Annotated in this window: 29 protein-coding genes, 2 tRNA genes and 1 pseudogene; 17 read left to right on the top strand and 15 right to left on the bottom strand. The window is 67.9% G+C overall.

Going from position 1 to position 25,911, the window contains the following annotated elements; translation table 11 throughout:
• Positions 1–99 precede the first annotated feature (99 nt).
• The gene (locus ACEVFP_RS09175; protein WP_375003499.1) at positions 100–531 is read left to right on the top strand and encodes an ester cyclase; all 432 of its coding nucleotides are present in this window, start codon (positions 100–102) and stop codon (positions 529–531) included.
• An 85-nt stretch (positions 532–616) separates the two neighbouring features.
• On the opposite strand, the gene ACEVFP_RS09170 is transcribed toward ACEVFP_RS09175, so the two are convergent.
• Complete coding sequence (locus ACEVFP_RS09170; protein ID WP_375003497.1) at positions 617–1,039, bottom strand: nuclear transport factor 2 family protein; 423 nt, start codon at positions 1,037–1,039, stop codon at positions 617–619.
• 323 nt (positions 1,040–1,362) lie between these two features.
• On the opposite strand from ACEVFP_RS09170, the gene ACEVFP_RS09165 reads away from it, so the two are divergent.
• From ACEVFP_RS09165 to ACEVFP_RS09155, 3 genes are all read left to right on the top strand, one after another.
• Positions 1,363–2,538, top strand: coding sequence for an aromatic ring-hydroxylating dioxygenase subunit alpha (locus ACEVFP_RS09165; RefSeq protein WP_375003495.1), 1,176 nt, complete (start codon positions 1,363–1,365; stop codon positions 2,536–2,538).
• Between the two features lie 4 nt (positions 2,539–2,542).
• Positions 2,543–4,210, top strand: a complete 1,668-nt coding sequence (locus ACEVFP_RS09160) for a CocE/NonD family hydrolase (RefSeq protein ID WP_375003494.1) — start codon at positions 2,543–2,545, stop codon at positions 4,208–4,210.
• 185 nt (positions 4,211–4,395) lie between these two features.
• Positions 4,396–4,758, top strand: coding sequence for a hypothetical protein (locus ACEVFP_RS09155; RefSeq protein ID WP_375003492.1), 363 nt, complete (start codon positions 4,396–4,398; stop codon positions 4,756–4,758).
• Positions 4,759–4,766: 8 nt separating this feature from the next.
• Here ACEVFP_RS09155 and ACEVFP_RS09150 read toward each other — a convergent pair whose 3' ends face one another.
• Positions 4,767–5,681: a TetR/AcrR family transcriptional regulator gene (locus tag ACEVFP_RS09150; protein ID WP_375003491.1), complete on the bottom strand. Its 915-nt coding sequence runs from the start codon at positions 5,679–5,681 to the stop codon at positions 4,767–4,769.
• A gap of 42 nt (positions 5,682–5,723) precedes the next feature.
• Between ACEVFP_RS09150 and ACEVFP_RS09145 the strand changes: the two genes are divergently transcribed.
• The 4 genes from ACEVFP_RS09145 to ACEVFP_RS09130 all read left to right on the top strand — a co-directional run bounded on the left by ACEVFP_RS09145 (position 5,724) and on the right by ACEVFP_RS09130 (position 7,544).
• Positions 5,724–6,143 (top strand): hypothetical protein, encoded by a 420-nt coding sequence (locus tag ACEVFP_RS09145; protein WP_375003490.1) that lies wholly within the window; start codon positions 5,724–5,726, stop codon positions 6,141–6,143.
• A 143-nt stretch (positions 6,144–6,286) separates the two neighbouring features.
• Positions 6,287–6,634 (top strand): DMT family transporter, encoded by a 348-nt coding sequence (locus ACEVFP_RS09140; protein WP_375003488.1) that lies wholly within the window; start codon positions 6,287–6,289, stop codon positions 6,632–6,634.
• The gene (locus ACEVFP_RS09135) at positions 6,631–6,957 is read left to right on the top strand and encodes a DMT family transporter (RefSeq protein ID WP_375003486.1); all 327 of its coding nucleotides are present in this window, start codon (positions 6,631–6,633) and stop codon (positions 6,955–6,957) included. Before ACEVFP_RS09140 ends, ACEVFP_RS09135 begins: the two co-directional genes overlap by 4 nt.
• Positions 6,958–6,968: 11 nt before the next feature.
• Positions 6,969–7,544, top strand: a complete 576-nt coding sequence (locus ACEVFP_RS09130) for a TetR/AcrR family transcriptional regulator (protein WP_375003484.1) — start codon at positions 6,969–6,971, stop codon at positions 7,542–7,544.
• A gap of 4 nt (positions 7,545–7,548) precedes the next feature.
• Here the strand turns inward: ACEVFP_RS09130 and ACEVFP_RS09125 are convergent.
• Positions 7,549–7,637 (bottom strand) — tRNA-Leu (locus ACEVFP_RS09125).
• Positions 7,638–8,089: 452 nt separating this feature from the next.
• Positions 8,090–9,364 carry a DUF445 domain-containing protein gene (locus ACEVFP_RS09120; RefSeq protein WP_375003482.1) on the bottom strand — a complete coding sequence of 425 codons (1,275 nt, stop codon included), beginning with the start codon at positions 9,362–9,364 and terminating at the stop codon, positions 8,090–8,092.
• 54 nt (positions 9,365–9,418) lie between these two features.
• On the opposite strand from ACEVFP_RS09120, the gene ACEVFP_RS09115 reads away from it, so the two are divergent.
• Positions 9,419–10,210 carry a CPBP family intramembrane glutamic endopeptidase gene (locus tag ACEVFP_RS09115; RefSeq protein ID WP_375003480.1) on the top strand — a complete coding sequence of 264 codons (792 nt, stop codon included), beginning with the start codon at positions 9,419–9,421 and terminating at the stop codon, positions 10,208–10,210.
• A gap of 36 nt (positions 10,211–10,246) precedes the next feature.
• Entirely contained in the window at positions 10,247–13,873 is a 3,627-nt protein-coding gene (hrpA, locus tag ACEVFP_RS09110; RefSeq protein WP_375003478.1) for an ATP-dependent RNA helicase HrpA, read from the top strand.
• A gap of 5 nt (positions 13,874–13,878) precedes the next feature.
• On the opposite strand, the gene ACEVFP_RS09105 is transcribed toward hrpA, so the two are convergent.
• A complete protein-coding gene (locus ACEVFP_RS09105; protein ID WP_375003476.1) occupies positions 13,879–14,241 on the bottom strand; it encodes an FKBP-type peptidyl-prolyl cis-trans isomerase in 363 nt (120 codons plus the stop codon).
• A 44-nt stretch (positions 14,242–14,285) separates the two neighbouring features.
• On the opposite strand from ACEVFP_RS09105, the gene ACEVFP_RS09100 reads away from it, so the two are divergent.
• Positions 14,286–15,305 (top strand): zinc-dependent alcohol dehydrogenase family protein, encoded by a 1,020-nt coding sequence (locus tag ACEVFP_RS09100; RefSeq protein ID WP_375003475.1) that lies wholly within the window; start codon positions 14,286–14,288, stop codon positions 15,303–15,305.
• A 16-nt stretch (positions 15,306–15,321) separates the two neighbouring features.
• Here ACEVFP_RS09100 and ACEVFP_RS09095 read toward each other — a convergent pair whose 3' ends face one another.
• Genes ACEVFP_RS09095 through ACEVFP_RS09085 form a run of 3 tightly spaced genes read right to left on the bottom strand, consistent with a single transcriptional unit; the run spans position 15,322 to position 18,357 of the window.
• Positions 15,322–15,777 (bottom strand): MarR family winged helix-turn-helix transcriptional regulator, encoded by a 456-nt coding sequence (locus tag ACEVFP_RS09095; protein WP_375003473.1) that lies wholly within the window; start codon positions 15,775–15,777, stop codon positions 15,322–15,324.
• Between the two features lie 43 nt (positions 15,778–15,820).
• Complete coding sequence (locus ACEVFP_RS09090) at positions 15,821–17,035, bottom strand: acyl-CoA dehydrogenase family protein (protein WP_375003471.1); 1,215 nt, start codon at positions 17,033–17,035, stop codon at positions 15,821–15,823.
• Between the two features lie 14 nt (positions 17,036–17,049).
• Positions 17,050–18,357: an acyl-CoA dehydrogenase family protein gene (locus tag ACEVFP_RS09085; protein WP_375003469.1), complete on the bottom strand. Its 1,308-nt coding sequence runs from the start codon at positions 18,355–18,357 to the stop codon at positions 17,050–17,052.
• A 253-nt stretch (positions 18,358–18,610) separates the two neighbouring features.
• Between ACEVFP_RS09085 and def the strand changes: the two genes are divergently transcribed.
• On the top strand, positions 18,611–19,132 hold the full coding sequence (gene def / locus ACEVFP_RS09080) for a peptide deformylase (protein ID WP_375003467.1): 522 nt from the start codon (positions 18,611–18,613) through the stop codon (positions 19,130–19,132).
• Between the two features lie 3 nt (positions 19,133–19,135).
• Here the strand turns inward: def and ACEVFP_RS09075 are convergent, their stop codons facing one another.
• Positions 19,136–19,708, bottom strand: a complete 573-nt coding sequence (locus ACEVFP_RS09075) for a 1-acyl-sn-glycerol-3-phosphate acyltransferase (RefSeq protein ID WP_375003466.1) — start codon at positions 19,706–19,708, stop codon at positions 19,136–19,138.
• A 247-nt stretch (positions 19,709–19,955) separates the two neighbouring features.
• On the opposite strand from ACEVFP_RS09075, the gene ACEVFP_RS09070 reads away from it, so the two are divergent.
• Positions 19,956–20,642, top strand: coding sequence for a hypothetical protein (locus tag ACEVFP_RS09070; protein WP_375003464.1), 687 nt, complete (start codon positions 19,956–19,958; stop codon positions 20,640–20,642).
• On the opposite strand, the gene ACEVFP_RS09065 is transcribed toward ACEVFP_RS09070, so the two are convergent.
• A complete protein-coding gene (locus tag ACEVFP_RS09065) occupies positions 20,635–20,862 on the bottom strand; it encodes an RNA-binding S4 domain-containing protein (protein ID WP_375003462.1) in 228 nt (75 codons plus the stop codon). The genes ACEVFP_RS09070 and ACEVFP_RS09065 overlap by 8 nt on opposite strands.
• Before the next feature lie 31 nt (positions 20,863–20,893).
• On the opposite strand from ACEVFP_RS09065, the gene ACEVFP_RS09060 reads away from it, so the two are divergent.
• Positions 20,894–21,262, top strand: a complete 369-nt coding sequence (locus ACEVFP_RS09060) for an RNA-binding S4 domain-containing protein (RefSeq protein WP_375003461.1) — start codon at positions 20,894–20,896, stop codon at positions 21,260–21,262.
• Between the two features lies 1 nt (position 21,263).
• Here the strand turns inward: ACEVFP_RS09060 and ACEVFP_RS09055 are convergent, their stop codons facing one another.
• Genes ACEVFP_RS09055 through ACEVFP_RS09045 form a run of 3 tightly spaced genes read right to left on the bottom strand, consistent with a single transcriptional unit; the run spans position 21,264 to position 23,067 of the window.
• Positions 21,264–21,662, bottom strand: a complete 399-nt coding sequence (locus ACEVFP_RS09055) for an NUDIX domain-containing protein (RefSeq protein ID WP_375003460.1) — start codon at positions 21,660–21,662, stop codon at positions 21,264–21,266.
• Complete coding sequence (locus tag ACEVFP_RS09050) at positions 21,659–22,291, bottom strand: TIGR00730 family Rossman fold protein (protein ID WP_375003459.1); 633 nt, start codon at positions 22,289–22,291, stop codon at positions 21,659–21,661. Before ACEVFP_RS09050 ends, ACEVFP_RS09055 begins: the two co-directional genes overlap by 4 nt.
• Complete coding sequence (locus ACEVFP_RS09045) at positions 22,288–23,067, bottom strand: inositol monophosphatase family protein (RefSeq protein ID WP_375003457.1); 780 nt, start codon at positions 23,065–23,067, stop codon at positions 22,288–22,290. Before ACEVFP_RS09045 ends, ACEVFP_RS09050 begins: the two co-directional genes overlap by 4 nt.
• A 65-nt stretch (positions 23,068–23,132) precedes the next feature.
• Between ACEVFP_RS09045 and ACEVFP_RS09040 the strand changes: the two genes are divergently transcribed.
• The 3 genes and pseudogenes from ACEVFP_RS09040 to ACEVFP_RS09030 all read left to right on the top strand — a co-directional run bounded on the left by ACEVFP_RS09040 (position 23,133) and on the right by ACEVFP_RS09030 (position 24,800).
• A complete protein-coding gene (locus ACEVFP_RS09040; RefSeq protein WP_375003456.1) occupies positions 23,133–23,408 on the top strand; it encodes a hypothetical protein in 276 nt (91 codons plus the stop codon).
• A 196-nt stretch (positions 23,409–23,604) separates the two neighbouring features.
• Positions 23,605–23,871 (top strand): annotated as a pseudogene (locus ACEVFP_RS09035) (helix-turn-helix domain-containing protein); the annotation flags it as partial.
• Positions 23,872–24,095: 224 nt separating this feature from the next.
• Positions 24,096–24,800, top strand: coding sequence for an integrase core domain-containing protein (locus ACEVFP_RS09030; RefSeq protein WP_375003455.1), 705 nt, complete (start codon positions 24,096–24,098; stop codon positions 24,798–24,800).
• A 60-nt stretch (positions 24,801–24,860) separates the two neighbouring features.
• Here ACEVFP_RS09030 and ACEVFP_RS09025 read toward each other — a convergent pair.
• Positions 24,861–24,934, bottom strand: a tRNA-Pro gene (locus ACEVFP_RS09025).
• Between the two features lie 68 nt (positions 24,935–25,002).
• The gene (locus ACEVFP_RS09020) at positions 25,003–25,827 is read right to left on the bottom strand and encodes a pseudouridine synthase (RefSeq protein ID WP_375003794.1); all 825 of its coding nucleotides are present in this window, start codon (positions 25,825–25,827) and stop codon (positions 25,003–25,005) included.
• Between the last annotated feature and the right edge of the window lie 84 nt (positions 25,828–25,911).

The following is a 25,911-nucleotide window of genomic DNA, read 5'->3' as shown; positions in this document are numbered from 1 at the left end:
TGCGCAGCGGCCGGACCACTGCCCGCACTTCTACAGGCACGGTCGCATCCCGCGGGACTGGTGAACAGTCCACATCCCATCTTGAGGAAGAACACCGATATGTCACCGAACGCAAGCGCTGCCGCCACGGCACAGGTCATGCGGCAGGTCACCGAAGAGCTGTTCAACGCGGCCAACTTCGACCGACTCGACGAGCTGGTTGCCGCCGACTTCCTGGAGCACTCCCCCATGCCCGGAGTCCGTCCCGATCGGCAAGGGCTGGTCGAGATGATCAAGCGCGGCCGCGAGGGCCTCAGCGAGACCCACACACAGATCCATGAGCTCATTGCCCAGGGCGATCGTGTCGCGGCACGCTGGACCACCACCGGTCGCCACACCGGTCGGTACTTGGAGGTCCCCGCCACCGGACGAGAGATCACGATCCACGGCATGAGTTTCGGTCGCGTTGCCGGTGGCAAGCTCGTTGAACACTGGACGCAGGTCGACACGTTCGGAGTCCTCGACCAGCTGGAGAACGATCGGACGAACTGACGCACGAGGCGCACTGGTGTCACGTCGCGATGGCTCATCGCCCTCCGTGTTGCACCAGCTCACCAGGTGTGGTCAGCCGACACTGTCAGGACGGCCCGCTCAATGCGGCCTGCAAGGGTGCCGGATCGAAGAGCTCGACGACTCTCTCGATCAGCCCGTCGCGTACGTGCAGGAAGAGCACGTACGCGCTCCGGAACGACACACCATCTGAGGAGAGTGTCGCATCGAAGTCGTAACGACAGACGACCGTCGTCGGCGTCTCGGCCAGCGTGTCGATGCTCAGATTCTCCACGCGCGTGTTCACCAGCATGTCCGCGGCCTGCGCGTACAACGCGACGATCTGCTCGCGTCCTTCGTGGCGCCGGCCCAGGCTTTCGGGCGCGAAGGGCACCTCGTGTACGGCTCCGTCGCTCAAGAGCGCGTGCACCGCGTCGAAGCGCGCTTCATCCATGGCCCGCAGATATCTCGCGGCCAGATCGAGGCTGGCGTCGCGTGTCGTCCGGGTCACTGCTGAAGCCTTCGATTCTGCACGAGCGGCAGTCGATTGCGGGCCGTTGCGACCCCCGAGGCAGGCAGTGCGTCATCCGGATTCTCGGTCATGGTGCTCCTCTTGTGTCCATCGTCAGAGCGACTGTCCGCCGCACGTCGGGCGGTCAATGTAGAGCAGGTAAGTGGTGCCCGGGTATCGGTTGGCCTTCGCGCCGCTACTGACACACACGTATCAGATTCCGTTCGTACGGTGCGTTCGCCGGTCGGCGACGATCACTCTCGATTCGCCCCTCAACCCCGTGGCCGGCGGCCCGACCCCTGACAGTGAGGAAGACCATCGACATGTCACCCACAGCAACCGTTGCAGGCCCGCGCACCATCGCCGGGCTCACCGTAGAGGACATCGACAGCATCATCGCTGACGGCCGTGCTCTGCCAGCGGCCTTCTACACCTCGCCGGAGTTCCGAGCACTCGAGGACGAGATGATCTTCGCTCATGCGTGGCAGCTGGTGGGCAGCCGGCTCGACTTCGCTGCGGCCGGCGACTACGTCACCACGAAGATCGCACAGGTGCCTGTCGTAGTGGTTCGCGATGACTCCGGCGAGCTCAACGCCTTCGTCAACGTGTGCCGGCACCGTGCAAGCACGGTGATGGAGGGCTCTGGCAGCTGTCGGCGGATGCAATGCGGCTACCACGGATGGACATATGGCCTCGACGGCAGTCTTCGAGGTGTACCCAAGTTCGCCGAGGGCAACCTTCCCCCGTTCGAGACGCTGGGGCTCCGACCGATCCACCTCGAGACGTTCGCCGGTCTGGTCTTCGTGGCGCTGGAGCCGATTGAGACCCTGGCCGAACAACTCGGGGACATGCCACAGATGTTGGAACGCGCCGGTTACGACTTCCCCTTCGACAATCCGGACCTGGAGCTGCAGTCGCTCGGCGGTCCAGCCGACTACGACGGTGTGGTCCGCGGGAACTGGAAGGTCTTCTACGAGAACAGCAGCGAGTGCTATCACTGCCCCTCGGTTCACCAGGAGACGGTCTGCGAGGTCATGCGTGATGAGGACATCCAGATCGAGGTCAACCCGACCGGCCGCTTCGGGATGGTCGCGGGGCTGCCGCTCAAGCCCGAGTGGCAGGAGCGGGTGCCATCAGGAAAGGCCGGCAGCCCGTTCGGGTTCGCGATCTACTCCTTCTGGCCGAACACGATCCTGTTCAGCGGACATGCCGGGGAGCACCTGACGCGTTACGAGCCGGCCGGGCCGGGAGGTGTTCGCTACTGGGCGCGCAGCTACAGCCGACCGGACCAGGATCTCGGAGTGCTGAACGAGATGCTCGACGTGCTCTTCGTCAAGGGCAACGACGAGGACATGGCCGTGGTCGAGGCCACACAGACCGGCCTGGAATCCGGCTACTACTCCCCCGGGCCTCTCATGCAGGGTCCCGAGCGCGTCATCGGGTCCTTCCAACGGCACGTCTGGGACGCGTTGCGACCTGCTCTCGCCGAAGGAGCGTGATCGCATGCCGATGCACACCGAACCGCTGCCCATCGATCCCACCCCTGAGCGCGCGGACGCCGTGATGGTCCCGATGCGCGATGGTGCGCGGCTAGAGACCGACGTCTACCGTCCCGCCCGTCCGAACGGCGGTCCGGCTGTCGTGATCCGCACGCCCTACGGGCACCGGAGCGCGCTGACGTTCCTGCCCCTGGTCGCTGAGTACCTCAACGAACGCGGCTATGCCGTGGTCACCCAGGATGTCCGGGGCACCGGGGGCTCTGAGGGTGACTTCAGACCGTATGTCGAGATCGACGACGGTTACGACACCCTGGACTGGGTTGCCGCGCAGCGGTGGTCGAACGGCGGCGTCGTCATGCTCGGTGATTCCTACTTCGGGCTGACGCAGTGGGCTGCTATCGCGTCCGGGCATCCCGCCCTGCGGGCAGTGGCGCCGCGCGGCATCTCGACCAACGGCCCTCGCGACGTGATCTACACCAACGGTGCGTTCAACCTCGCGATGATGACCTTCTTCGCGACGATGACGGTCGACGGTCGCCTTTATCCGTACACCTTGCCGCTGGATTGGCAGACACGCCCATTGCAGGATCTGCTGAGCAGTTGGCTGCCCGGCCGGACGTCCTCGTCGTTCGAGGAGTGGCGGCAGGCGCAGCCAGGAGACCGCTACTGGCGCCAGGAGCACTTCTGGCGGGTCCGGGCCGATCAGATCCGAATCCCTGGGATGCACCTGACGGGCTGGTACGACGAGTACCGCAGCTCACAGATCAGCGATTGGCGCGTCGCCGGCCGATCGACACGATCCAACCAGTATCTGCGTATCGACGTCGCCGACCACACCGGCAACCAGCTCCCACCCCACGGCGACACGTTCGTGGACTTCCACGAGACCGAGAAGGGAATCCGCGACTACCTGCCTCGCTACCTTGATCCGATCGTCGCCTTCTACGATCGCGAGGCACGAGGGATGGTCGACGAGTCGTTGCCGCCCGTCCGCGTCGAGGTCGTCGAGGGCGGCATCTGGGAAGGCGAGACCTGGCCACCGCCGTCGGCCAGGAACAAGCGATTCCATCTGGCCGACGGTGCAGCAGCAGCGAAGGGGCCGGACGGAGGCGCGCTGGCCGACAGCTCTGACTCTGACGAGCACATCGAACGTTGGACCCACGATCCCGATGATCTGGTGCCCTTCCTGGCCGAAGACCCGATCCAGGGTCTCTACGGCGGCCTACCGGACGAACGACCGGTCGAGGAACGTCCCGATGTCCTGACCTTCACCAGCGAGGCCATGCGGATTCCGCTCGACCTGATGGGGTTTGCGCAGACGAGCCTTCAGGTCAGTGGTGACGCTCCGGTCATCCAGGTCACCGCCAAGCTCGTCGACGTCTTTCCCGACGGCCATGCCCGACGCATCACCGAAGGAGTCCACCAGCTGGAGCGACCCGATCCGACCGAGCCCGTGGTGGTAAAGCTCTCCGACATCGGGTACCGCATCCTTCCTGGCCATCGACTTCGGCTCGAGATCGCGGCGAGCTGCTTCCCGCGATGGATGCCGGTCATCGATCCCGAGGGCGATTCGTGGACGGCGACCACCGGGGCCCCGGTCGAGTACCAGTTGCGCGTCGGTGGCGGCGCCCGTTCACACCTCGATGTGACGGTCACTGAAGGCGAGCTATGAGCAGGAGATGGCCCGAGGAGGGACGGTGGTCTCGGTGATCGAGTAGCCGCTACGCACGAGCTCGGCTACGTGATCGCACTCCCCTACCTCGGCGGACCGCCGACGAACGACGATGCCGCTGAGCTACTCGCCGGTGGCCGCCCACAGAGGCGCGACAAGCAAGGGCGCGCCCGAAAGGAGGCTCGATGTCTGAGTCAAGGCGGGGGAATGAAGACGAGCGCCACGGCTCGAGCCGGCCGGACCCGAGGTCACAAGAACGAGCGGACATCGACCGGGAGGTCCTGAGGCGAACCAAGAACGCCAAGCGCAATGCTTGGGTACTCTGGGTGTTCCTGGGCGGATTCAACGCGCACCTCGCGTACCTCATTCCAGGCAGGAAAGGCATCCTCATCCTGGTGTTCACGACGGTCGCCGGTGTGCTCACGCTCGGGATCGTCGTGGTGTGGATCTGGTGCTTCAACTGGATTCCGCTGATGATGAGCTCCACGTTCGATCGCCATCGCACGCTCGTGCAAGCCGAGGTCGAAGAAGCGGTGCTGAACCCCTAGCGAGGCATTCACTCACTGGCGTCTTGCTCACCAAGGAGGGTGCGGGCGACCTCACGCACGTAGTCGGCCTGAGACGAGGTGCTTTCAGAGTTCACGGCGTGAATACCCGACGGCGAGAGCAGCTCCAGGTAGACGTACTGCAGACAGGACCCGATGAGCATCGCACCGACCACGGACCAGGATCGGCGATCTGGCAGACGTCCGATCCGGTGTTCGGCTTCGAGGTAAGCCGCGACCTCCTGGACACCCGTCAGTGGCGTCAACGGATCACCGCTGAGGTCAGAGACCTTCCCTCCGGTGAACCAGGATCGAAGTTCTGGATCGCCGAGGATCGATCCCACGATGGGTATGACCTCACGGAAGAAGCCGATCACCTCGTTCATGAGCGTGATGAGGTTCTGCTCGACGGTGTTCGCGCCCACCACATCGGTGAGTCCCTCAGCGTGATGGCGTATCCCTTGGGTGGCCGTCACGAACGCCTCGACAATCAGCTCAGACCGGTTGGTGAAGTGGTTGTAGATGCTGCCTTCCGACACACCAGCGTGACGGGCCACCACCTTCGTCGTGGTGGTCCGCACGCCGTGTTCACGCATGCATTCCAGGGTTGCGGTGACGATGCGCTGGCGCATGGGGGTCGTCTCTGCCATTCCCGCAGCGTACCTGAGTGGGTGCTCACCCATGCTAATCTGAGTGAGTACCCACTCATCGTAGGAGCGACCATGAACGACACTCACGGCCCTGCCTTCAGCGACCCCGAGCCCCATGGGTTCATCTATCTCGGCTTCAACGCCGAGGAACCCCAGCGGGCACCGCTCTACCGGACAACGCCTCGACGGCGCGAGGCGGCCGCCCGCCTGCTCGAAGCGGCGGAAGTCATCACCGATGAGCCCCACGTGGAATCGGTCCGAGCGTTCCGCGCCCATCTGGTACCCCCGATACCTGGAGCCCCCAGACATGACCTGGCGATGCTCATCCGTACCACCGGTCAGGGCGACCTCGAGTCCGTGCGCCAGCACAAGCAGATCACCGACCTTGGCGGCCGGGAAGTCCTCGTGGGTCACAACGCCGCCCGCTTCGGGCACACCGAGTCCGATGACGGTGCGGTGTTCCTGTTCAACCATTTCACGGTGACCGGCGATGCCGACCCCGTCCAGGCGTGGCTGAGCTTGACCCGTTGGTACGTCTCCAAGATCGGCGTCGACAACTCCACCGCCTTGCGCACAGTCGGCCCGGGATTCCCCTTGGTGAACTACGCGAGGTTGCCGTCCAACCCGCCCAAGTTCCTCCTGAACCAGCTCCTGCGGCCGAGCTTTCACCGCGTGGTGAGAGGCACGCTGAAGCGTCACGAGATGCAGGCATTTCCGGGCTTCTACCGGATGCTGTAGCGGCTCGCGCGACAGTCAGGCAAGACCCCACGCGAGACATGGCCTCAGACGGTGCGTCCGGGCGGGGCAGCGCGTTGGCTAGTAACTGACCGGATGGTATAGTTACGATACAAGCAGCGCCGACACGACGAGGAGTTCGAGGCATGAAGAGATGGATGCTGCTGGCGGGCGCAATCGTGATGGAGGTGATCGCCACGTTGTCGCTTCGAGCGTCCCAGGACGCTCCGTGGTGGTTGGTCGCGGTCGTCTTGGGCTATCTCGCCGCGTTCGTCCTGTTGGCTCTGACCCTGCGCGAGGGCATGCCGGTCGGGGTCGCCTATGGCGTCTGGGCCGCCAGTGGCATCGCCCTGACCGCAGTGCTTGCCGCACTCATCTTCGGTGATCCTTTCACCGCAGCGATCGCAGCCGGTATCGCCTTGATCATCGGTGGAGTCCTGTTGGTCGAGCTCGGTTCCCAGCGCGCCAATCATCGCGCGGAGGTGTCGGCATGATGTGGCTGACGCTCGCGGGCGCGATCGTCCTGGAGGTCATAGCGACCCTGTCCTTGCGTGCCTCTGACGGGTTCCGCAAGCGCATCTGGATCATTCCCGTGCTGGCCGGCTATGCGGCGGCGCTGACGCTGCTCGGCGTCACCTTGTCGATGGGCATGGCGGTCGGTGCCGCCTACGGGATCTGGGCCGCCTGCGGCATCGCTGCGGTGGCGATTCTGGCTAAGTTCATCTTCGATGATGCCCTCACCGCGATGATGGGCGTCGGCATCGCCCTGATCGTCACTGGTGTCTTGATCATCGAACTGGCAGGAGCAACTCACTGAGGTGACGCCCCATGAGACCCAGCAAGCGTTCCAAGGTCCTGCAGGCGGCCCTGCAGCTGGCGGGTGACGTGGGGATTCGCGGCCTGACGATCGACGCTGTGGCCGCTGAGGCCGGCCTCACCAAAGCCGGCGTTCTCTATCACTTCTCCCATCGGGACGATCTCATCACTGCCGTTCTCGATCACATTGCCGACAGCTGGGAAGAACAGGTCACCGAAGCGCTCGGCACCCACCCTGACCAGGGCACAGCGACCGACCGCGTGATCGCCTTCGCGACCGCCGCCGCCACGACTCCGCCACAGTCGGCAGAACTGGCAGTGCTCATCGATGCGATGCGTTACGAACACAGCAGAGGCCGTTGGCGTGCCCTGGTGCGCCGGTGGACCGACGACCCCGATCAGCCCTTGTCCACCGAGCAACGCATCGCGCTCTTGGCAGCCGACGGTCTCTGGCTCAACAACACCACGGCCAGCACCGACCTGTCACCGGAGGAACATCAGGCGACCCTGAACCGCATCCGCGAGATGAGCGCGATGCGCCGACCGGCATGGAAACACCCCACGATTCAAATGAACCGCGGGGTATAGATCCTGGTGTCCGAGGGGGGACTTGAACCCCCACAGCCCTATCGGGCCACTAGCACCTCAAGCTAGCGCGTCTACCTATTCCGCCACCCGGACTCGAGTGTTGCGCACCAGCGGCGCGCGATCGCCAACTCTAGCAAACCGGCTCGCAAGCCCACGCAGGGGTCGTCGGGCGACGCACCGCTGCCTGGCGTGCCGATGAGCTGGCGATAGCATGGACGAGGCCCCGGGAAGTATGAGTTCCCGGGGCCTCTGTGATCCAAGCGTGATGCTCTTGGGATCAGTCACGGTTCGAGGGGTTCGGTCCACCATCCGCATCACCGGGTGGCGGCCTGCTGCCGAAGCAGCTGGCCTGGATCCGAATCTTCGATCCGATCGGCTCTCCCGAAGGAGTGCGTGAGACAGTTCTACGCCCGCGGCCACCCGTGCGCAAGGGGTTCTCGCTCCCTACCTTCAGTATTCTCACGTCGTCCACAGTGCCGCGGCAGATACGCACAGGCGCCGGGCGCTTCTGCACAGGACTGTCCACACCTTGTGCACATGTGGGGTCATATGAGGTGGCTGAGGGCGTGGATCGTCACCCCGGCGAGGGCTCCCACCACGGTCCCGTTGATCCGGATGAACTGCAGGTCGCGACCCACGTGCAGCTCGATGCGTTGCGCCGTCTCCTTGCCGTCCCAGCGGTTCACCGTGGCCGAGATGATCGTGGCCACCTCCGAGCCGTAGCGCTCCACGACGTACGCGGCGGCATCGGCTGCCAGAGCATCGACCCGCTCCCCCAACGTCGTGTCCTCCTGCAGTCGTTCGGCGAGCATGCGCAGCTCCTCCAGGGCGCGTCGCCTCACCAGGCCGTCCGGGTCCTCCAGGGACCCGATGATCGCCTGCCGCAGGGCGTCCCAGATGGCCACCGACGTCCGTGCCACCTGAGGCTGGGTGAGCACACGATGCTTGAGACGCTCAGCCCGCTCCTGGGTCTGCTCGTCGTACTGCAGGTCGTCAGCCAGGTCGGCCAGCCAGTGGTCCAGCGCCTGCCGGGCGCGATGGTCCGGGTCGTCGCGGATCTCCTGGACCCAGGTGACCGCCTCCTCGTGCAGACGCACGGCCACGCGGTCGTCGATCCACTGCGGAGTCCACCACGGCGCCCGCTCCACGACGAGCCCGGTCACCTCGTGCTCGTTCAGCAGCAACCAGCGGTGCAGCTCGGTGAGCGTCAGGTCCACCAGACCCACGTGAGCACCCTCGTCCACCACCTCCTTGAGCGCCTGCCCGACGACCGGGCTGAGCGGCTCCTCCAGCAGGCGCGGGATGATCGCCTCGCCCACCACGGCACTGACGTCCTCCGGCTTGATCCGCCCCAGCGCACGAGCCGCCATGCGCGAGCCCTCGTCCACCACCCGTTCGGAATGCCGGCCGTCAGCCAGCCATGCACCCGTGCGCGCTGCCAGACCGGCACCCAGGATCCGCTCCTTGACGACGTCGGCCCGCAGGAAGTTCTCCGTCACGAACTCCTGCAGGCTCTCCCCCAGTGTCTCCTTGCGTCGCGGGATGATCGCCGTGTGCGGGATCGGCAGCCCCAGGGGGTGACGGAACAGCGCGGTGACGGCGAACCAGTCGGCGATCGCCCCCACCATCCCGGCCTCCGCTGCGGCGTTGACGTACCCCCAGCCGCCGTCTCGCTCACGCGTCAGGACGTAGATGACGGCCGCCACCACCAGCAGAGAGGTGGCCACGATGCGCATCCGTCGCAGCCGGCGACGACGCTCGACGTCGGCTGCGGAGGATCCGATGCTGAGCCCCGGTACAGGGACTGACTGTGTGCTCACGGCACGAGCGTAGTGAGCCCGGCCGCGCTTCCTGACCTGCGTAGACTCACCGCCATGCGCTTCAACGACGGCGCGGGGAGCACGTCGACGCCGCCGACCTCTGGGCCCAGCCGGCGCCTGATCGGCGTGGAGGTCTGGATCGTCCTCGGGCTGTCGCTCGGGCAGTCGGCGGTCTATGCCGTCGTCAGCCTCGTCGCCCAGCTGACGCGCGGCCCGCTGAGGGACTCCATCGCGACCCTCAACTCCTCGCGCAGCGACCGACAGTGGCTCGACCTGACCTACCAGCTGCTGGGCATCGGCTTCGCGATCGTCCCCGTCCTCCTGGCGCTCTACCTGCTCTGGCGCGACGACCCCAAGCTGGTGCGCGGGATGGGCCTGACCGATGCGCGCCCCGTCCGCGCGATGAGTCACGGTCTGCTGCTGGCCGCGGTCATCGGCCTGCCGGGCATCGGAGTGTACTTCGGCGGCCGGGCACTCGGTGTCACTGCGGAGATCCTCACCGTCCCAGAGAACGTCTACTGGTGGACGATCGTCATCCTCGTGCTCGCCGCTCTGCAGAACGCCCTCCTGGAGGAGGTCGTCATGGTGGGCTACCTGTTCACCCGGCTCGGCCAGCTCGGGTGGGGCCGCTGGCAGATCATCGTCACCAGTGCCGCCCTGCGCGCCACCTATCACCTGTACCAGGGGTTCGGGCAGGCCGTCGGGAACTTCGTCATGGGGCTGGTGTTCGGCTGGTGGTACCTGCGCACGCGCCGGGTCCTGCCACTCGTCATCGCCCACACGGTCCTCGACGTGTTCGCGTTCGTGGGGGTTCTGCTGGTCGGCAGGCAGCTCGGTCTGCGCTGACGGTTCTGCGGTGGCACCGCCTAGACTGGCCGCGCCGTGAAGCTCTCCTTCGATTCCGCGCTACCGATCACCGAGCGCCGCGACGACATCGCCGACGCCCTGCGCGACCACCAGGTGGTCGTCGTGGCGGGTGAGACCGGGTCCGGCAAGACGACGCAGCTGCCCAAGATCGCGCTGCAGACCGGCCGCAAACGCATCGCCCACACGCAGCCGAGACGCATCGCGGCCCGGTCCGTGGCCCGCCGCATCGCCCAGGAGTGCGAGGTGGAGCTGGGCACGGAGGTCGGCTACGCCGTGCGGTTCGACGACACCTCCACCCCCGACACCGCCGTCCGCCTCGTGACCGACGGTCTCCTGCTGGCCGAGATCAACCACGACCCCGAGCTGAGCCGCTACGACTGCATCATCATCGACGAGGCACACGAGCGGACCCTGTCCATCGACTTCCTGCTCGGCTACCTCAAGCGACTTCTCCCCCGCCGGCCCGACCTCACGGTCGTCATCACGTCCGCGACCATCGACGTCGAGCGGTTCGGCGAGATGTTCGACGCCCCCGTCATCGAGGTCAGCGGACGCACCTATCCGGTGGAGGTCCGCTACCGGCCGCCCGACAGCGAGGACGGGATGCTCGACGCCATCTCCTCGGCCGTCGACGAGCTTCCCCGTGAGGGCGACATCCTGGTGTTCCTGTCCGGTGAGCGGGAGATCCGCGACGCCGCCGACGTGCTGGCAGGCCGCAAGCTCTCCCGCACCGAGATCCTCCCCCTCTACGGCCGCCTGTCCACGCAGGACCAGCAGAAGATCTTCAGCAGCCACACCGGGCGACGCATCGTGCTGGCCACCAACGTCGCCGAGACGTCGTTGACCGTGCCGGGCATCCGCTACGTCATCGACACCGGCTACGCGCGCATCTCCCGCTACAGCCAGCGGCTCAAGGTGCAACGCCTGCCCATCGAGCCGATCTCACAGGCGAGCGCCGCCCAGCGGGCCGGCCGCTGCGGGCGGGTGGCCGACGGCATCTGCATCCGCCTCTACGCCGAGGACGACCACGACGCCCGGCCGGAGTTCACCGACCCGGAGATCCAGCGGACCAACCTCGCCTCGGTGCTGCTGCAGATGGCCTCGCAGGATCTCGGCGACATCGACGAGTTCCCGTTCCTCGACCCACCGGACTCACGGGCCGTCAGCGACGGGCTGAACCTGCTGCGCGAGCTCGGGGCGCTCACGCGACGTCGCGGCGGGGGTCCCGGGCCGGGGGCGGCACAGGACACAGATCGCCTGACCCGCCTCGGCCGCGCCATGGCCGGCCTGCCGCTGGACCCCCGCATGGCGCGGATGCTCTTGGCGGCCGACCGCCAGGGTTGCCTCGCCGACGTGCTCGTGGTGGTCTCGGCGCTGTCCATCCAAGATCCACGCGAACGGCCGCTGGAGCAGACCCAGGCCGCCGACGCCAAGCACGCCCGCTTCCGCCAGCCTGACTCCGACTTCCTCTCCTACCTCACCCTGTGGACCTACCTGCAGGAGAAACGACGCGAGCTGTCCGGCAACGCCTTCCGCCGGATGTGCAAGGAGGAGTTCTTGCACCACCTGCGCATCCGCGAGTGGCAGGACGTGCACGCCCAGCTGCGCCGCACCGCCAAGGAGCTCGGCATGCGGCCGGGCAAGCTCGGCGCCGATCCCGACGACGTGCACCGCGCCCTGCTGACCGGGCTGCTCTCCCACATCGGGCTGCGCGAGGCAGACGGCAAGGAGTACCTCGGGGCTCGCGGCGCGAAGTTCATGGTGTTCCCGGGATCTGGGCTGGCCAAGAAGCCACCCCGCTGGATCGTCGCCGGCGAGCTGGTGGAGACCAGCCGCCTGTGGGGGCGCGACGTCGCCAAGGTGGAACCTGCCTGGATCGAGCAGGCTGCCACCCACCTGGTCAAGCGCCAGTACGCCGAGCCGCACTGGTCGTCGCGCCGCGGCGCTGCCATGGCCAAGGAGCGTGTCACCCTCTACGGCGTGCCACTCGTGGCCGACCGGCTCGTGCCGCTCTCCCGGTCCGACGCCGCCCTCGCCCGTGAGCTGTTCATCCGGCACGCCCTGGTGGACGGCGAGTGGCGCACACAGCACTCCTTCTGGCACGAGAACCAGCGGATGCTCGCCGACAGCGAGGAGGTCGAGGACCGGGTGCGTCGACGCGGCCTGCGGGTCGACGACGAGACGCTGTTCGCCTTCTACGACGGAAGAGTCCCAGCCGACGTCGTCTCGGTCCGCCACTTCGACTCCTGGTGGAAGAAGACCCGTCAGCAGCAGCCGGACCTGCTCACCTTCGACCCGGCCCTCGTGGCGGTGGACGTGGAGCGTCTGGACGAGGACTTCCCCACCACGTGGAGCTCCGAGAGCAGCGACTACACCGTCAGCTACGCCTTCGAGCCGGGCACCGAGAGCGACGGCGTCACGCTCGACGTCCCCCTCGACGACTTGCTCACGCTCGACGCCCGCGAGTTCGTCTGGAACGTCCCCGGCCATCGCATCGAGCTGGTCACCGAGCTCATCCGTTCACTCCCCAAGCCGTTACGACGCCAGCTCGTCCCGGCACCGCAGCGCGCACAGGAGCTCGTCGCCGCCATGGACCCTGCGGCGAACGACCTCACCGCCGAGCTGGTCCGCCAGATCGGGCGACGCACCGAGGCACGTGTCAGCGCCGACGACTTCGACCTGACGGCTATTCCGGCCCACCTGCGGGTCGTCTTCCGGGTGCTCGACACCGACGGCGCCGAGCTGGCCCGCGGACGCGACCTCGACGTCCTGCGCCAGCAGCTGGAGCCGCAGCTGCGTCGCGACCTGGACAGAGCCGCCGCGCAGGAGGAACAGACCGGGCTGACGTCGTGGACGGTGGGCACCATCGAGCCGGTGCTCAGAGCCGGCCAGGTGGACGGCTTCCCCGCCCTGGTGGACGAGGGCAGCACAGTCGCGTTGCGGGTGCTGCGCACCCAGGTGGAGCAGGACGTGGCGATGGTGCGCGGCCAGGCTCGGCTCCTCTCGTTGCTGCTGCCCACGACCACGCCACGCATCGGCAAGGCCCTCGACATGCGTCAGAAGCTCACCCTCGCCGCGGCGCCCTACCGAGACCCCGCCGCCGTCATCGATGACGCCCGTCTGGCAGCGCTCGACGACCTCGTGGCCCGTCACGGCGCGGCGTGGGACGAGGCCGGCTTCGACACGCTACGCGAGACCGTGCGCCCTGACGTCCACGAGGTCACCGAGTCCGTGGTGCTGGACGTCGTGCGCACCTTGGAGGCCCTGGCCGACGTCTCGCCCGGCGACGACGAGGCAGGTGAGGATGTTCGTGCACAGGTCAGCTGGCTGGTGTTCGAGGGATTCGTCCGCGAGGTCGGACGGGCACAGCTGCGTCGCCTGCCCGTCTACCTGCGCGCGGCGAGACGTCGCCTGGACAATCCCACGGCGCCACCGGCCCACGACGTGCAGGACCTCGAGGCCGAGCTGCACGAGATCACCGAGGGCTGGTCACCGCTGCGCCGCCTGGCGCCGGACGTGCAGCAGGCCCGGTGGGCGCTGGAGGAGCTGCGGGTGAGCCTGTATGCGCAGAACCTCCGCACCGCTCATCCGGTCTCGCACAAGCGCGTCCGCGCCATGCTCGACTCGCTCCAGAACGGGTAGCGGTCTCAGCCGACGTCGAGCAGGTCGATGATGAAGATGAGGGTCTTACCGGAGAGACGGTGACCGCCGCCCGCAGGGCCGTAGGCGAGCTCGGGTGGGCAGATGAGCTGGCGACGTCCGCCGACCTTCATGCCCGGGACGCCCTCCTGCCAGCCGGCGATGAGGTGTGGGAGTGGGAACTTGGCGGACTGTCCGCGGTCCCACGAGGCGTCGAACTGCTCCCCGGTGTCGAACTCGACACCCACGTAGTGGATGTCGACGACGCCGCCGGGCACGGCCTCGGCGCCATCACCGACGGTGATGTCCTTGATCTGCAGCTCAGTGGGCGCCGGGCCCTCGATGAAGTCGACTTCAGGCTTGGAGGTCATGGTCCCGATCCTCGCACAGCCACCCTCTCTGACAGGATCGGCCCATGCGCGCGACCGTTCTGCACTCCCCCGGCGACATCAGGCTCGACACCCTCGACGACCCACGGCTCATCGACGACACCGACGCCATCGTGCGCGTGGTCGCCGCCTGCGTCTGCGGTAGCGACCTGTGGCCCTACCGCGGCCTCAACGGCGACCAGGGTGAGCCGCAGCAGATCGGGCACGAGTTCGTCGGCGTCGTCGAGCAGGTCGGGTCCGCGGTCGCCGGCCTCACACCGGGCACCTTCGTGATCGCGCCGTTCCTCTACAGCGACAACACCTGCGCGTTGTGCGCCAAGGGCGTGCAGAGCTCGTGCGTCAACGGGGGCGGGTACGACGGCTGCCAGTGCGAGCTCGTGCGGGTGCCCTTCGCCGACGGCACGCTCGTCACGGTGCCGTCACCGGTCGACGAGGCCCTGGTGCCCCACCTGCTGACGCTCTCCGACGTCCTGCCGACCGGCCATCATGCGGCGGTCTCGGCTCGCGTCACCGAGGGCGGCACGGCCGTGGTGGTCGGTGACGGCGCCGTCGGGCTCAGCGGTGTCCTCGCGGCCAAGCGGCTCGGCGCCGGGACCGTCATCGCGATGTCACGCCACGAACCCCGTCAGGACATCGCCCGGGCCTTCGGCGCCGACCATGTCGTCGCCACCCGTGGCAAGGAGGGCGCCCGGGAGGTCAAGGAGATCCTGGGCGGCATCGGAGCCGACTCGGTGCTGGAGTGCGTCGGCACCAAGGAGTCGATGAAGCAGGCGTTCCAGTCGGTCCGCCCCGGGGGCACGGTCGGGTACGTCGGCATCCCGCACGGCGTGGAGCTGAACATGCCGGTGATGTTCTTCACCAACTCAGGCCTCGTCGGAGGTGTCGCCCCGGCGCGGGCGTACATCGAGGACCTGCTGCCCGACGTCCTGTCCGGCGCGATCGAGCCGGGACGTGTCTTCGACGCGGAGTACCCGCTGGATCGCGTGGCCGACGCCTACGCGGCCATGGACCAGCGGACCGCCGTCAAGGCACTGCTGCGCCCCTGAGCCGGGCACGACGGGTTCAGATGCCGGTGCTGTCGTCCATCGCGTCGTTGAGACGGCCGAGCTGGGCGGCGAAGGTCGCCAGCTCGCTGGGCTTCCAGTCGGCGATCAGCGTGAGTAGCCAGTCGTGGCTCTCGGCACGGAACTGCTCGAGCGCCGCACGGGCGTTCTCCTGCGGCGTCAGCAGCTGGGCGCGGCCGTCCTCAGGGTCAGTCACCCGATGGACCAGCTCCATGCGCTCCATCGCCGAGACCGCACGGCTGATCGTGGACTTGTGCACCTTCAGGTTCTCCGCCAGGTCCGAGGCACGCACCCCTCCGGGGGCGTCGCACACGGCGATGAAGATGACGAACGTGTTGTAGTCCAGCTCCGGGTGGAAGGAGTCGAGCTTGGCGAGCGAACGGGCCCGCACATGCCGTACGAGGCGGGCAAGCTCGTAGTCGACGTGAAAGTCGTCAGGCAGCTGGCGGCTCATGCAGTCATCCTAAGTGCCAGCCCACCCGACGACCTGCGCAACCTCAGCGCAGCTGGGAGGACGACAGCTCCAGCAGGCGCCGCGCGACGATGAGCTGCTGGATCTGCTGCGTCCCCTCGAAGATGTCGAGGATCTTGGAGTCGCGTGACCACTTCTCCAGCAGCTCGGTCTCGCCGTAGCCGAGCGTCCCGGCGAGCTCGACGCACTTGAGCGTGATCTCGTTGCCGACGCGGCCGGCCTTGGCCTTGGACATCGACGCCTCGACCGAGTTGGGCTTGCGGTTGTCGGCGAGCCATGCGGCCTCCAGCGTCAGCAGCAGCGCGGCCTCCCAGTCGGCCTCCATCTGGATGAACGTCGCGGCGGCGTGGGACTGCGCGGCCAGCGGCCGGTCGTAGTCGATGTCGACGCCTGCGTCCTCCAGGAGCGTGCGGGTCAGCTCCAGGGAGGCACGCGCACAGCCGACGGCCATGCCGGCCACGAGCGGGCGGGTGTTGTCGAAGGTGGCCATCGCACCCGCGAAGCCCTGGTTGGTGTCGATCTCGGGGTTGCCGAGCAGGTTCTCGGCGGGCACACGGCAGTCCTCCAGCACGATGACGGCGGTGTCCGAGGACCGGATCCCCAGCTTGTGCTCCAGCCGCTCCACGCGGATGCCGGGCAGGGACTTGGGCACCACGAAGCTCTTGATGGCCGCACGGCCCAGGCTCCTGTCCAGGCTGGCCCACACGACGACGGAGTCGGCCCGCTCACCGGAGGTGACGAAGATCTTCTCGCCGTTGAGGACGTAGGCGTCACCGTCCTTGACCGCGGTGGTCTTGATGGCGGCCGAGTCCGAGCCGAAGCTGGGTTCGGTGATGGCCATGGCGGCCCAGGTGTCCTTGAACCTCTCCAGCTGCTCGTCGGTGGCGACCGAGGCGATGGCGGAGTTGCCCAGGCCCTGGCGGGGCATCGAGAGCAGCAGGCCGACGTCGCCCCAGCACATCTCGATGACGGACAGGACCGAGGACATGTTGGTGCCGTTCTTGACGGCGCCCTTGTCGTCCTCCTCCTCGCTGCGACGCACGCCGGCAGCACCGGCGCCCTGACCCTGGCCGGAGTCGCCCATGCCGTCCACGAGGGAGGCGAGCAGGTCCAGCTCCTTGGGGTAGGCGTGCTCGGCGAGGTCGTACTTGCGGGAGTTGGCGCGCAGGAACTCGCTGGCAACCTGGTTGGCCTGGCCGACGAAGGCCCGGAACTTCTTGGGAGTCTCGAGATTGATCATGTGTTTCTCCGCCCTCAGACGAGGACGACTCCTTCCATGACGGCGACGGCGCGCAGGTCGCGGTACCAGCGCTCGACGGGGTGCTCCTTGACGAAACCGTGGCCACCGAGCAGCTGGACGCCGTCGGTACCGATCTTCATGCCGTAGTCGGCGGCGAGGCGTCGGGCAAGCGCCACCTCGCGGGAGGCGTCACGGCCCTGCTCCAGGCGGGAGGCTGCCTTGAGGGTGACCAGACGCAGGCCCTCGAGCTCGATCGCGATGTTGGCGACCATGAACGCGACGGACTGGCGGTGGGCGATCGGCTCGCCGAAGGCCTCCCGGGTCTTGACGTACTCCTTGGTGTAGTCGAGCACGGCCTTGGCGGTGCCGAGCGCGAGTCCGGCCCACGCGACGCGGGAAAGCCGCACGGCCTCCCGATAGTCATCGGCGGTACCGAGCACCGCGTTCTCGGGCACGGTGACACCGTCGAGCTTCAGACGCGTCAGCGACGCCGCCCGCAGGCCCATGCTGGGATCTTCGGCGAGGGACACACCGTCGGTGCCGGACTCGACGATGATCAGACGCGGTTCGCCGTCCAGGAGTGCCCCGACGACGAAGAGCTCGGCCTCGGTGCCACGGACGACGCCGGACTTGATGCCGTCCAGCACGATCTGTCCGTTCTCGCGGCGGGCAGTGGCGCACGGCGCGAGCGGGTCGAAGAGTGCGGCCGGCTCGCCGAGCGCGAGGGCCGCGGCCGGGACGTCGTCGCCGGTGAAGGCCGGGAGGTAGGTCTGCTGCTGCTCGTCGGTGCCCCACAGGGAGATCGCAGTGGCGACGGCGGCCGGTGCCAGGCAGGCGACGGCCTGGCCCATGTCGCCCTCGGCCAGCGCCTCGGCGACCAGGACGCCCGTGACGGCCGAACGCTCCTCGGACAGTCCGCCGAGCGCCTCGGGGACGTTCAGCAGGGTGAGGCCGAACTCGCCGGTCTGCGTCAGCACCTCCTTGGAGGTGACGTCGGCAGCGTCGGCCTCGTCCGCACCCGGACGCAGGACCTCGGCCGCGAACTCACGCACGACGCCGACGATCATCTCCTGGTCCTCGGTGGGTGTGAGGTCGAAGCGACCGGAGTCACCGACGGTGGCCTGGCGTCGGGCCTTGCCCGACCCCTTGACCTTCTTGAAGGTGCGGTTCGCGGTCCCCGCGGCCTGGAAACCAGACTTGGCGCCCTGGTAGACGGCGCGCTCGGCTGCCTTGCGCAGTCCGAGGCGATCGATGGCCGGCGAGCTCGCGATGCGGTTCAGCACCGCGAGACCGATGCCCATGGGGTCCTTGCGATTGGCCATGGAAGCTCCTTGCTCGACGTTCTCGGCAGAACGTGCTTGGTCGGGCCGTGGTGCCCGCCTCGCCGCCTACTGTAACTCAGAGTTGCACCCTGAGGTACGGGGCGGTGCCACAGATCACGCTCCGTGCTGGGAGAGATAGGTTGGTCCCGCCCGTTTCGAACCTCTTCCAGGAGCCCAGGTGTCCCACGCGTCGTCCCGTCCCCTGCCGAGCGACGGATCCGTTCGTCCGATCACGCGGTGGGGGACGCCGGTCATGCATCGCGAGCTCGCCGACGTCACGGAGTTCGACGAGGAGCTCGCGACGCTCGTCGCGGACATGGCGGCCACCATGGCCGCTGCCAACGGCGTCGGGCTGGCCGCCAACCAGGTCGGTGTCGACCTGAAGGTCTTCGTCTTCGACTGCCCCGACGATGACGACGTGCGGGTCACCGGGGTCGTGTGCAATCCCGTGCTCACCCTGCCCGAGGGCACCGCCCGCCAGCTCGAGGAGACCGACGAGGGCTGCCTCTCGCTCCCCGGGGCGTTCATCCCCTGCTCACGGCCCGACGTCGCGACGGTCACCGGCGTCGACGAGACCGGGCAGCCGGTGCAGTTCCACGGCACGGGTCTGCTGGCACGCTGCCTGCAGCACGAGACCGACCACCTGTTCGGCACTGTCTTCGGCGACCGCATCCCGGAGAAGTCGCGCAAGAAGCTGCACAAGCAGCACCGCGAGCTCGCCGACCACTACCCCGATGACTGGCCGCTCACCCCCACCACCGCGGACGAGGACTGAGACTCACGCCTCGAGCGTCTCCTCCTCGCGCAGACGGGGCACGGTGGCGTTGCCCGGCCTGAGGCCTGGCTTGTCGGCATAGAACGCCCTCACGAGGTCCATGTCGGCCACGACGTCGTCGCTGGGGTGGAAGGTCGGCCCGAAGCCCATGGTGCGAGTCGGCGGGTCGAAGAAGGCCAGCGTGATCGGCAGGCCCGTGTCGGCAGCGATGCGGCGAAAGCCCGACTTCCAGTAGTCGCCCTTGGTCCGGGTGCCCTCGGCGGCGATGATGAGACGGAACGACTCCCCCGTGCCGGCCTCGTCCACGAAGCGCTGCACCACTCCGCTCGGGTTCTTGCGGTCCAGCGGCACACCACCGAGACGGCGCAGCAACCAGCCCACCGGTCCGCGGAAGAGCTCGGCCTTGACGAGTACGTGGGGGTGCGCGCCCTGGTGCCACATCACCAGGATCATGCTGACGAAGTCCCAGTTGGACGTGTGGGGGGCGCCCACGAGCACGCCGGTCGACGGCAGGTCACCAACCATCCGGTACCGCATGACTCGAGCGATCCCCCGAGCGAGAAGCTTTCGCAGCATGCCTCGAAGCATAGGACCCGGATGAGAATCCTTTCATCGTCGCCTCACGTGCACCTCACGCTCACTCGCCATGATCGGTGACACCGAGCGACGAGAGGGGCACCGGTGGGACCACAGGTTCCCGTTCCACTCGCGCGGCTCCCGCGGCCTCGGGCACGTCGCATGCATCTCCTGAGATCCCGCGCGGCCTCACGACCTCGGGCGCTCGCCCCCGGTAGTCTCCCCCCACTGACAGACAGGACCACATGTGAATCATCTCCGCCAGCTCGCCAGGATCCTGCGCACCGACGGTGCCGTCGGAGCGCTCGCGACCCTCCTGGTCATCACCGTCGCCGGCCTGCTGGCCATGCACCAGGTCTCGGTCCGTCTCTGGGGTGAGCGGGGGATCTGGGACATCTGGCTCGAGGGCGGGATGCTCTCGCTGTTCGGCTGGGGAATGTGGTTCTGGGGGGTTCTGCTCGCGATCGGTCTCGCGATGCGCGAGCATGCGTGGTCCCTGCTCGTGTGGGGCGCGATCCTTGCGCTGCTGCTGTACGACGACGCGTTGGAGCTCCACGAGTACCTGGCCAGGCGCCTGGCCACAGAGCTGCTGCCCGGTATGCCCACGCTCTCGGAGCTGATCGTGTTCGGGACGATCGGGGCACTCTGCCTCGCCGTCGCACTGGTCGCCAGGGGCGTGGCCAGGCCGATGACGCGTGGGGTGCACACGGCGCTCATCGTGATTTTCGCGGTCGGCGCCTTCTTCGGCGTGGGCGCCGACGCGATCCAGAACCAGGTGGAGCGAGGGACCACGTCGTGGCTGGTCATCACGGTCATCGAGCAGATCGGTGAGGCGATGACCGCGGTCGCGGTCGTCGTGGCCCTCGTCGCGTGGATCGGCAACGGTATCGATCCCGCGCGGACCCTCGCCGCCGCAGATGAGGACCTCATCTGACGCGCAGGGTGATCCGCCCGTCCGGAGTGGCCACCTCCACGAGGTCGCCGCGGTGCAGCTGGCGTCCCCTGCGCGTCTCGACCTCACCGCCGACAAGGACGTCGCCAGAGGCCACCAAGGCACCCGCGTCCGCACCGGAGGCTGCGATTCCAGCGAACTTCAGCAACTGCCCGAGTCGGATCATCTCATCGGCGATCGGCACGTCCTCCACGTCATCCATGGCTCCACTGTGCCAGCGATAGCCTCGGACCGTGGAACCAAGCAGTGTGCGCACCGACGTGTGGGTGTGGTCCGTGCGGTTGTTCCCGAGCAGGTCGGCCGCCACCACCGCCTGCAAGGGCGGCCATGTCCACGTCAACGGCAAGCGCGCCAAGCCGGCCGCCGCTCTGACGGTGGGCGACCGGGTGGAGGCCACCACGCCCGGAGGCCCCCGAGTCGTCGTGGTGACCCGGCTGCTGACCAAGCGAGTCGGTGCCGCCGTGGCCGTCGAGTGCTACACCGACCATTCCCCTGCTCCCCCGCCCAAGGAGGAGCGGCTCGCCATGCCGCGCCGTGAGCGCGGTGCCGGCCGACCCACCAAGCGCGAACGCCGCCAGATCGACCGTTTCCGCGGTCGATGAGTCAGTCGGCCAGCAAGGGCAGCAGTGCGGCACTGCTGAGCGGCGCCAGGCGCACCTCGCCCGGCGTGACCGGGTCGATCCACCGCGCCTCGGCGATCTCCGAACCGACGCGGTGAGTGTCCGCTGCGGTCAGCTCGGCCCGCCACACCTGCGCCCGCACCCGGAAACCGGGCTCGTTCGCGGCGTCCTCCTCAAAGCGCCCGACCTCCTCGAACCGAGCGCGGGGCAGCTCCAGCGCCAGCTCCTCGCAGAGCTCACGACGCAGTCCGTCCAGCGCCTCCTCACCCGGCTCCAGCTTCCCGCCGGGCTGCATGAAAGCGGTCGTTCCGTGCTTGCGCACCATGAGTGCCCGGCCGCGCTCATCGACCAGGAGTGCCGCCACGACCTCGATGAACCTCACGACAAAGGTCCCCGGGCGGCCTGGCGGGTCGTGGGCGGCCGATCGGTACGGGGATTGCCCCACTTGTCGGTCCAGTTCGGCGGATCGGCCAGCCTCTCGAGAAGGACGTCGAGGTCGTCGTCGACGGTCACGATGCCGGACTGGCTCCGCCGCAGGAACCCGTCGGCGGTCATCCGCTCCAGCATGGCCACGATGGGTTGCCAGAACCCGGCGACGTCGAGGAACCCGCACGGCTTGTCGTGGATGGTGAGCTGCGCCCATGTCCACTGCTCGGTGATCTCCTCCAGAGTTCCTGCTCCCCCCGGCAACGCCAGGAAGGCGTCGGCACGTTCGGCCATCTGGGCCTTGCGTTCATGCATGGAGTCGACCACGACGAGCTCGGTGGCGCCGGGGTGGGCGAGCTCACGATCCACGAGCGACTTCGGGATCACTCCGGTGACCCGCCCACCCGCGTGGAGTGCTCCGTCGGCGACCGCTCCCATCAGTCCGGCCCCACCTCCGCCGTAGACCAGCTCGATACCGCGATCGGCCAGGGCACGCCCGGTGCTGTGGGCAGCCTCCACGTAGGCCAGGTCGTTGCCGGGAGTCGAGCCGCAGAAGACGGCGAGGGACCGCAGTGCCCCGCTCATGAGCCGATCTCCTGCACGATGCTCTCGACGACGCGTCGGCCCCCGGCGACGGACCAGGTCCGCCCGTGCGCCTGCACCTGGCGGACGCTGCCGCCGGCTCCGAGCACGAGTGCGCACCCCGGCCACCAGTCCCACTCGGGCGTCGTGTGCTGCACCCAGCCTCCGAGCCGTCCACGGGCCACGCCCCGCAGGTCCATCGACCCACTGCCCAGCATCCGCAGCGTCGCGGGGCGCCGGGCGACGCGCAGGAGTGCCGGCGCGATGCTCGGGTCCTCGACTGCGCCGGGGTGCAGGTAGGTGGCGAGGCTGATCTGCTCCATGGGTTCGTCGTGGACCGGACCCACCGGTGCGCCGTCGAGCGTGGTGGGCAGGTCCGGTCCACCGACCATGACGCTGCCACTGGTGTGGTGGGCGACGGCCCCGAGCAACACCTCCGTACCATCGGCACCGTCCTGGACGAGGGCAACGGCAGAGCACCAGTAGTCCGAGCCGCTGGCGAAGTTGTAGGTGCCGTCCACGGGATCGATCACCCAACGTCGTCCGGAGGTTCCGTCGCGCCGCGTCCCCTCCTCGCCCAGCAGGCCGTCGGCCGGGCGCTCGGACGTCAGTCGTCCCACGATGAGCTCCTCGGCAGCGTGGTCGGCTGCGGTCACGATGTCCGAGACCGACGTCTTGCGGCTCACTGCCAGCCCGGGCTCGTCGCGCATCCGAGCGGCCAGCCCGGCCGCGTCACGCACGAGGTCGAGGGCCAGCTGGGCGTCGGCAGGCAGGCTCACGCTGAAGAATCTATCGACCTGCCCACGACGTCCGTCATGTGGGCCGCTGTACTACCGTGCGTCGTATGCGTCGTCTCGCAGCCATCGCGGCCCTCCTGCTCGCCGTGCTCGTCCTGCACGGCCCGGCCGCCGCCACCGACGCCACCGAGCCGACGCCCGCGCCGTCGCTCTCCCCCACAGCATCACCCCCGCCCGGCGACGGCATCCGTGAGATTCCCACCGAGGACGAGGGAGCGGACGTCTACAGCGTCGCCACGATCCTCATCTTCTTCGCCATCGCGATGGTGATCTTCGTCCTCATCATCCGGGCGGGCATGCGCTCCAGCGACCGCGAGGACTGAGCGCGCCTCTACACGGGCCCGGTCATCTCAACCGTGCCGACATGACAAAGCCCCCGAACCCATGAGGGTCCGGGAGCTTTCTGTCCAGCGATGCCCTACGACATCACACGGTCGGGCTGACAGTGTGCTGGTTCAGGACATAGGAAACCCATGTCTCAAGACATAGGAAACCCGGTCGTGGGTTCGATGCTCGGCCATGTCGAAAGCCAGACTGGTCATCATCGCCGTCATCATCGAGGGCCGCACCCAGGCCGAAGTCGCCCGTAGCTACGGCGTCTCCAAGGGCTGGGTCTCCAAGCTGATCGCCCGCTACCACCTCGAGGGTGAGGGCGCCTTCGAACCGAGATCTCGTCGTCCGAGGTCCTCACCAGGTGCCCTCGCGCCTGGAGTAGCTGCGCAGATCCTCCAGCTCCGCGAGCAGCTGAGCACCGCGGGGCTGGACGCCGGCCCCGACACGATCGCTTGGCACCTCGAGCACCACCACGGACACCAGGTATCGAGATCGACCATCAGCCGTCACCTGGCCCGCGCCGGACTCGTGACCCCCGAGCCGAGAAAGCGACCGAAGTCCTCCTACATCCGCTTCGAAGCAGCGATGCCGAGCCAGACCTGGCAGTCCGACTTTCCCCCAAGCACTCCGTGCAGGGCGGTGCCCCCACCCACTACCGACTCTCCACCGGAATCGACGTGGAGATCATCACCTGGCTCGACGACTGCACCCGCTACGCCCTGCACGTCACCGCTCACTCCCGGATCACCGGGCCGATCGTCACCGCTACCTTCCGCCAAACCCTGGCCCAGCACGGGATCCCGGCCTCCACGCTGACCGACAACGGCATGGTCTACACGGCACGGTTCGCCGGCGGCCGCGGCGGACGCAACACCTTCGAGAGCGAACTCAGGCGCCTGCACGTGGTCCAGAAGAACTCCCGACCGTCCCATCCGACCACCTGCGGGAAGGTGGAGAGATTCCAGCAAACGATGAAGAAGTGGCTCCGCAAACAGCCCGACCAGCCCGCCACGATTGACCAGCTCCAGGCACTGATCGATGCCTTCGTCGATGAGTACAACCACCGCCGCCCGCACCGGTCGCTGCCGCTCAGGGCCACACCAGCAGCCCGCTACGACACCATGCCCAAAGCCCTCCCAGGCGACTCCCGAGACCCCGATACCCACGACCGGGTCCGCCACGACCGCGTCGATGCCAGCGGCGTCGTCACCCTGCGCATCGCCGGCCGACTCCACCACATCGGCATCGGCCGAACCCACGCCCGAACCCACGTCATCATGCTCATCCACGACCTCCACGTCCGCATCGTCAACGCCACCACCGGAGAACTCCTCCGCGAACTGAAAGTTGACCCAGAACGGGACTACCAACCCCAGAAATGACAAGCCCCGAACCCACATCCGTGGGTTCGGGGCTTGCCGATGTCCTGAGACATCACACGGTCGGGCTGACAGGATTTGAACCTGCGACCCCGTGACCCCCAGTCACGTGCGCTACCAAGCTGCGCCACAGCCCGTTGAACCTCGGCAACCTTACCCCACCGAATCCTGCCGACGCCGGGCAGGTGGACCTGTGCCGTGGCTCCTACCGCTCAGGCTCCAACGGCAGCCTGCGGCGGCTCGTGAAGAACCTTTGCGTCGCCTCGACGGGGTCGGTGAAGGCCAGCTCGTGGGCCAGCAGCTGCAAGGGCGTGGAGAAGTCGTCGATCGCGACGTCGACGACCTCCGGGTAGAGCGGATCGCCCACGATCGGCAGGCCCAGACCGCACAGGTGCATGCGCAGCTGATGGGTGCGGCCCGTCGTGGGCGTGAGTCGAAGCGCCGCATGCTCGCCCACCACGTGGTCCAGCTCCACCAGCGTCTCGGCGTTCACCGGCGCCTCGGGCACCACAGCGGCCTGCCAGGACCCTCGATCCTTGCGCAGATGGTTGCGTACCGCCGTCGGCAGAGCGATCTCCGGACGGTGCTGCGTGAGCGCGAGATAGGTCTTGCGCACCTCCCGCCGGGCGAACAGCTGCTGGTAGGCGCCGCGCCAGCGTCGCTCGGTGACCAGCACCAGGACACCCGACGTCACGCGGTCCAACCGGTGCGCCGGCGTCAGCTCCGGCAGACCCAGCTCGTCGCGCAGTCGCACCACGACGCTCTGGGCGACATGCTGCCCCCTCGGGATCGTGGACAGGAACGGCGGCTTGTCCACGACGACCAGTCGCTCGTCGCGGTGCAGGACGTGGATGCGTCCCGGCACCACGGCCTCCTCACGCAGGTCGCGGTGGAACCACACGAAGGTGTGCGGACTGTACGGCTCGTCCTCACGTAGTGCCCGACCGTCGTCGAGCACGAAACGCTGCTCGGCGAGCATGGCGTCGACGTCGACCCGCTCAGGGAGCCGGTGACGCAACCACGCCCCCATCGTCGGCCACGGTGCCCGCTCCCCCGGCACCCGGTCCGGCGTGCGGAGCCAGGCCGGGCCGAGTCCATGGCGTGGCGGCAGCGG

This window comes from Aeromicrobium sp. CTD01-1L150 (genome assembly GCF_041951745.1).
Taxonomy (GTDB): domain Bacteria; phylum Actinomycetota; class Actinomycetes; order Propionibacteriales; family Nocardioidaceae; genus Aeromicrobium.
This window is presented reverse-complemented; position numbering and strand designations above follow the sequence as displayed.

Excerpts from the sequence above, each read along its gene's own strand:
- def (WP_375003467.1), top strand. The coding sequence starts at position 18,611 with ATGCATCGCGAGCTCGCCGACGTCACGGAGTTCGACGAGGAGCTCGCG.
- ACEVFP_RS09075 (WP_375003466.1), bottom strand. The coding sequence starts at position 19,708 with ATGCTGCGAAAGCTTCTCGCTCGGGGGATCGCTCGAGTCATGCGGTAC.
- ACEVFP_RS09105 (WP_375003476.1), bottom strand. The coding sequence starts at position 14,241 with ATGACCTCCAAGCCTGAAGTCGACTTCATCGAGGGCCCGGCGCCCACT.
- ACEVFP_RS09160 (WP_375003494.1), top strand. The coding sequence starts at position 2,543 with ATGCCGATGCACACCGAACCGCTGCCCATCGATCCCACCCCTGAGCGC.
- ACEVFP_RS09090 (WP_375003471.1), bottom strand. The coding sequence starts at position 17,035 with ATGATCAATCTCGAGACTCCCAAGAAGTTCCGGGCCTTCGTCGGCCAG.
- ACEVFP_RS09065 (WP_375003462.1), bottom strand. The coding sequence starts at position 20,862 with ATGGATGACGTGGAGGACGTGCCGATCGCCGATGAGATGATCCGACTC.
- ACEVFP_RS09115 (WP_375003480.1), top strand. The coding sequence starts at position 9,419 with ATGCGCTTCAACGACGGCGCGGGGAGCACGTCGACGCCGCCGACCTCT.
- ACEVFP_RS09050 (WP_375003459.1), bottom strand. The coding sequence starts at position 22,291 with ATGAGCGGGGCACTGCGGTCCCTCGCCGTCTTCTGCGGCTCGACTCCC.
- ACEVFP_RS09135 (WP_375003486.1), top strand. The coding sequence starts at position 6,631 with ATGATGTGGCTGACGCTCGCGGGCGCGATCGTCCTGGAGGTCATAGCG.
- ACEVFP_RS09040 (WP_375003456.1), top strand. The coding sequence starts at position 23,133 with ATGCGTCGTCTCGCAGCCATCGCGGCCCTCCTGCTCGCCGTGCTCGTC.
- ACEVFP_RS09165 (WP_375003495.1), top strand. The coding sequence starts at position 1,363 with ATGTCACCCACAGCAACCGTTGCAGGCCCGCGCACCATCGCCGGGCTC.
- ACEVFP_RS09130 (WP_375003484.1), top strand. The coding sequence starts at position 6,969 with ATGAGACCCAGCAAGCGTTCCAAGGTCCTGCAGGCGGCCCTGCAGCTG.
- ACEVFP_RS09175 (WP_375003499.1), top strand. The coding sequence starts at position 100 with ATGTCACCGAACGCAAGCGCTGCCGCCACGGCACAGGTCATGCGGCAG.
- ACEVFP_RS09155 (WP_375003492.1), top strand. The coding sequence starts at position 4,396 with ATGTCTGAGTCAAGGCGGGGGAATGAAGACGAGCGCCACGGCTCGAGC.
- ACEVFP_RS09100 (WP_375003475.1), top strand. The coding sequence starts at position 14,286 with ATGCGCGCGACCGTTCTGCACTCCCCCGGCGACATCAGGCTCGACACC.
- ACEVFP_RS09140 (WP_375003488.1), top strand. The coding sequence starts at position 6,287 with ATGAAGAGATGGATGCTGCTGGCGGGCGCAATCGTGATGGAGGTGATC.
- ACEVFP_RS09020 (WP_375003794.1), bottom strand. The coding sequence starts at position 25,827 with ATGGGGGCGTGGTTGCGTCACCGGCTCCCTGAGCGGGTCGACGTCGAC.
- ACEVFP_RS09145 (WP_375003490.1), top strand. The coding sequence starts at position 5,724 with ATGCTCATCCGTACCACCGGTCAGGGCGACCTCGAGTCCGTGCGCCAG.
- ACEVFP_RS09150 (WP_375003491.1), bottom strand. The coding sequence starts at position 5,681 with ATGGGCGCGGAACGCTCGGACCGATTCCACGTGGGGCTCATCGGTGAT.
- ACEVFP_RS09095 (WP_375003473.1), bottom strand. The coding sequence starts at position 15,777 with ATGAGCCGCCAGCTGCCTGACGACTTTCACGTCGACTACGAGCTTGCC.
- ACEVFP_RS09085 (WP_375003469.1), bottom strand. The coding sequence starts at position 18,357 with ATGGCCAATCGCAAGGACCCCATGGGCATCGGTCTCGCGGTGCTGAAC.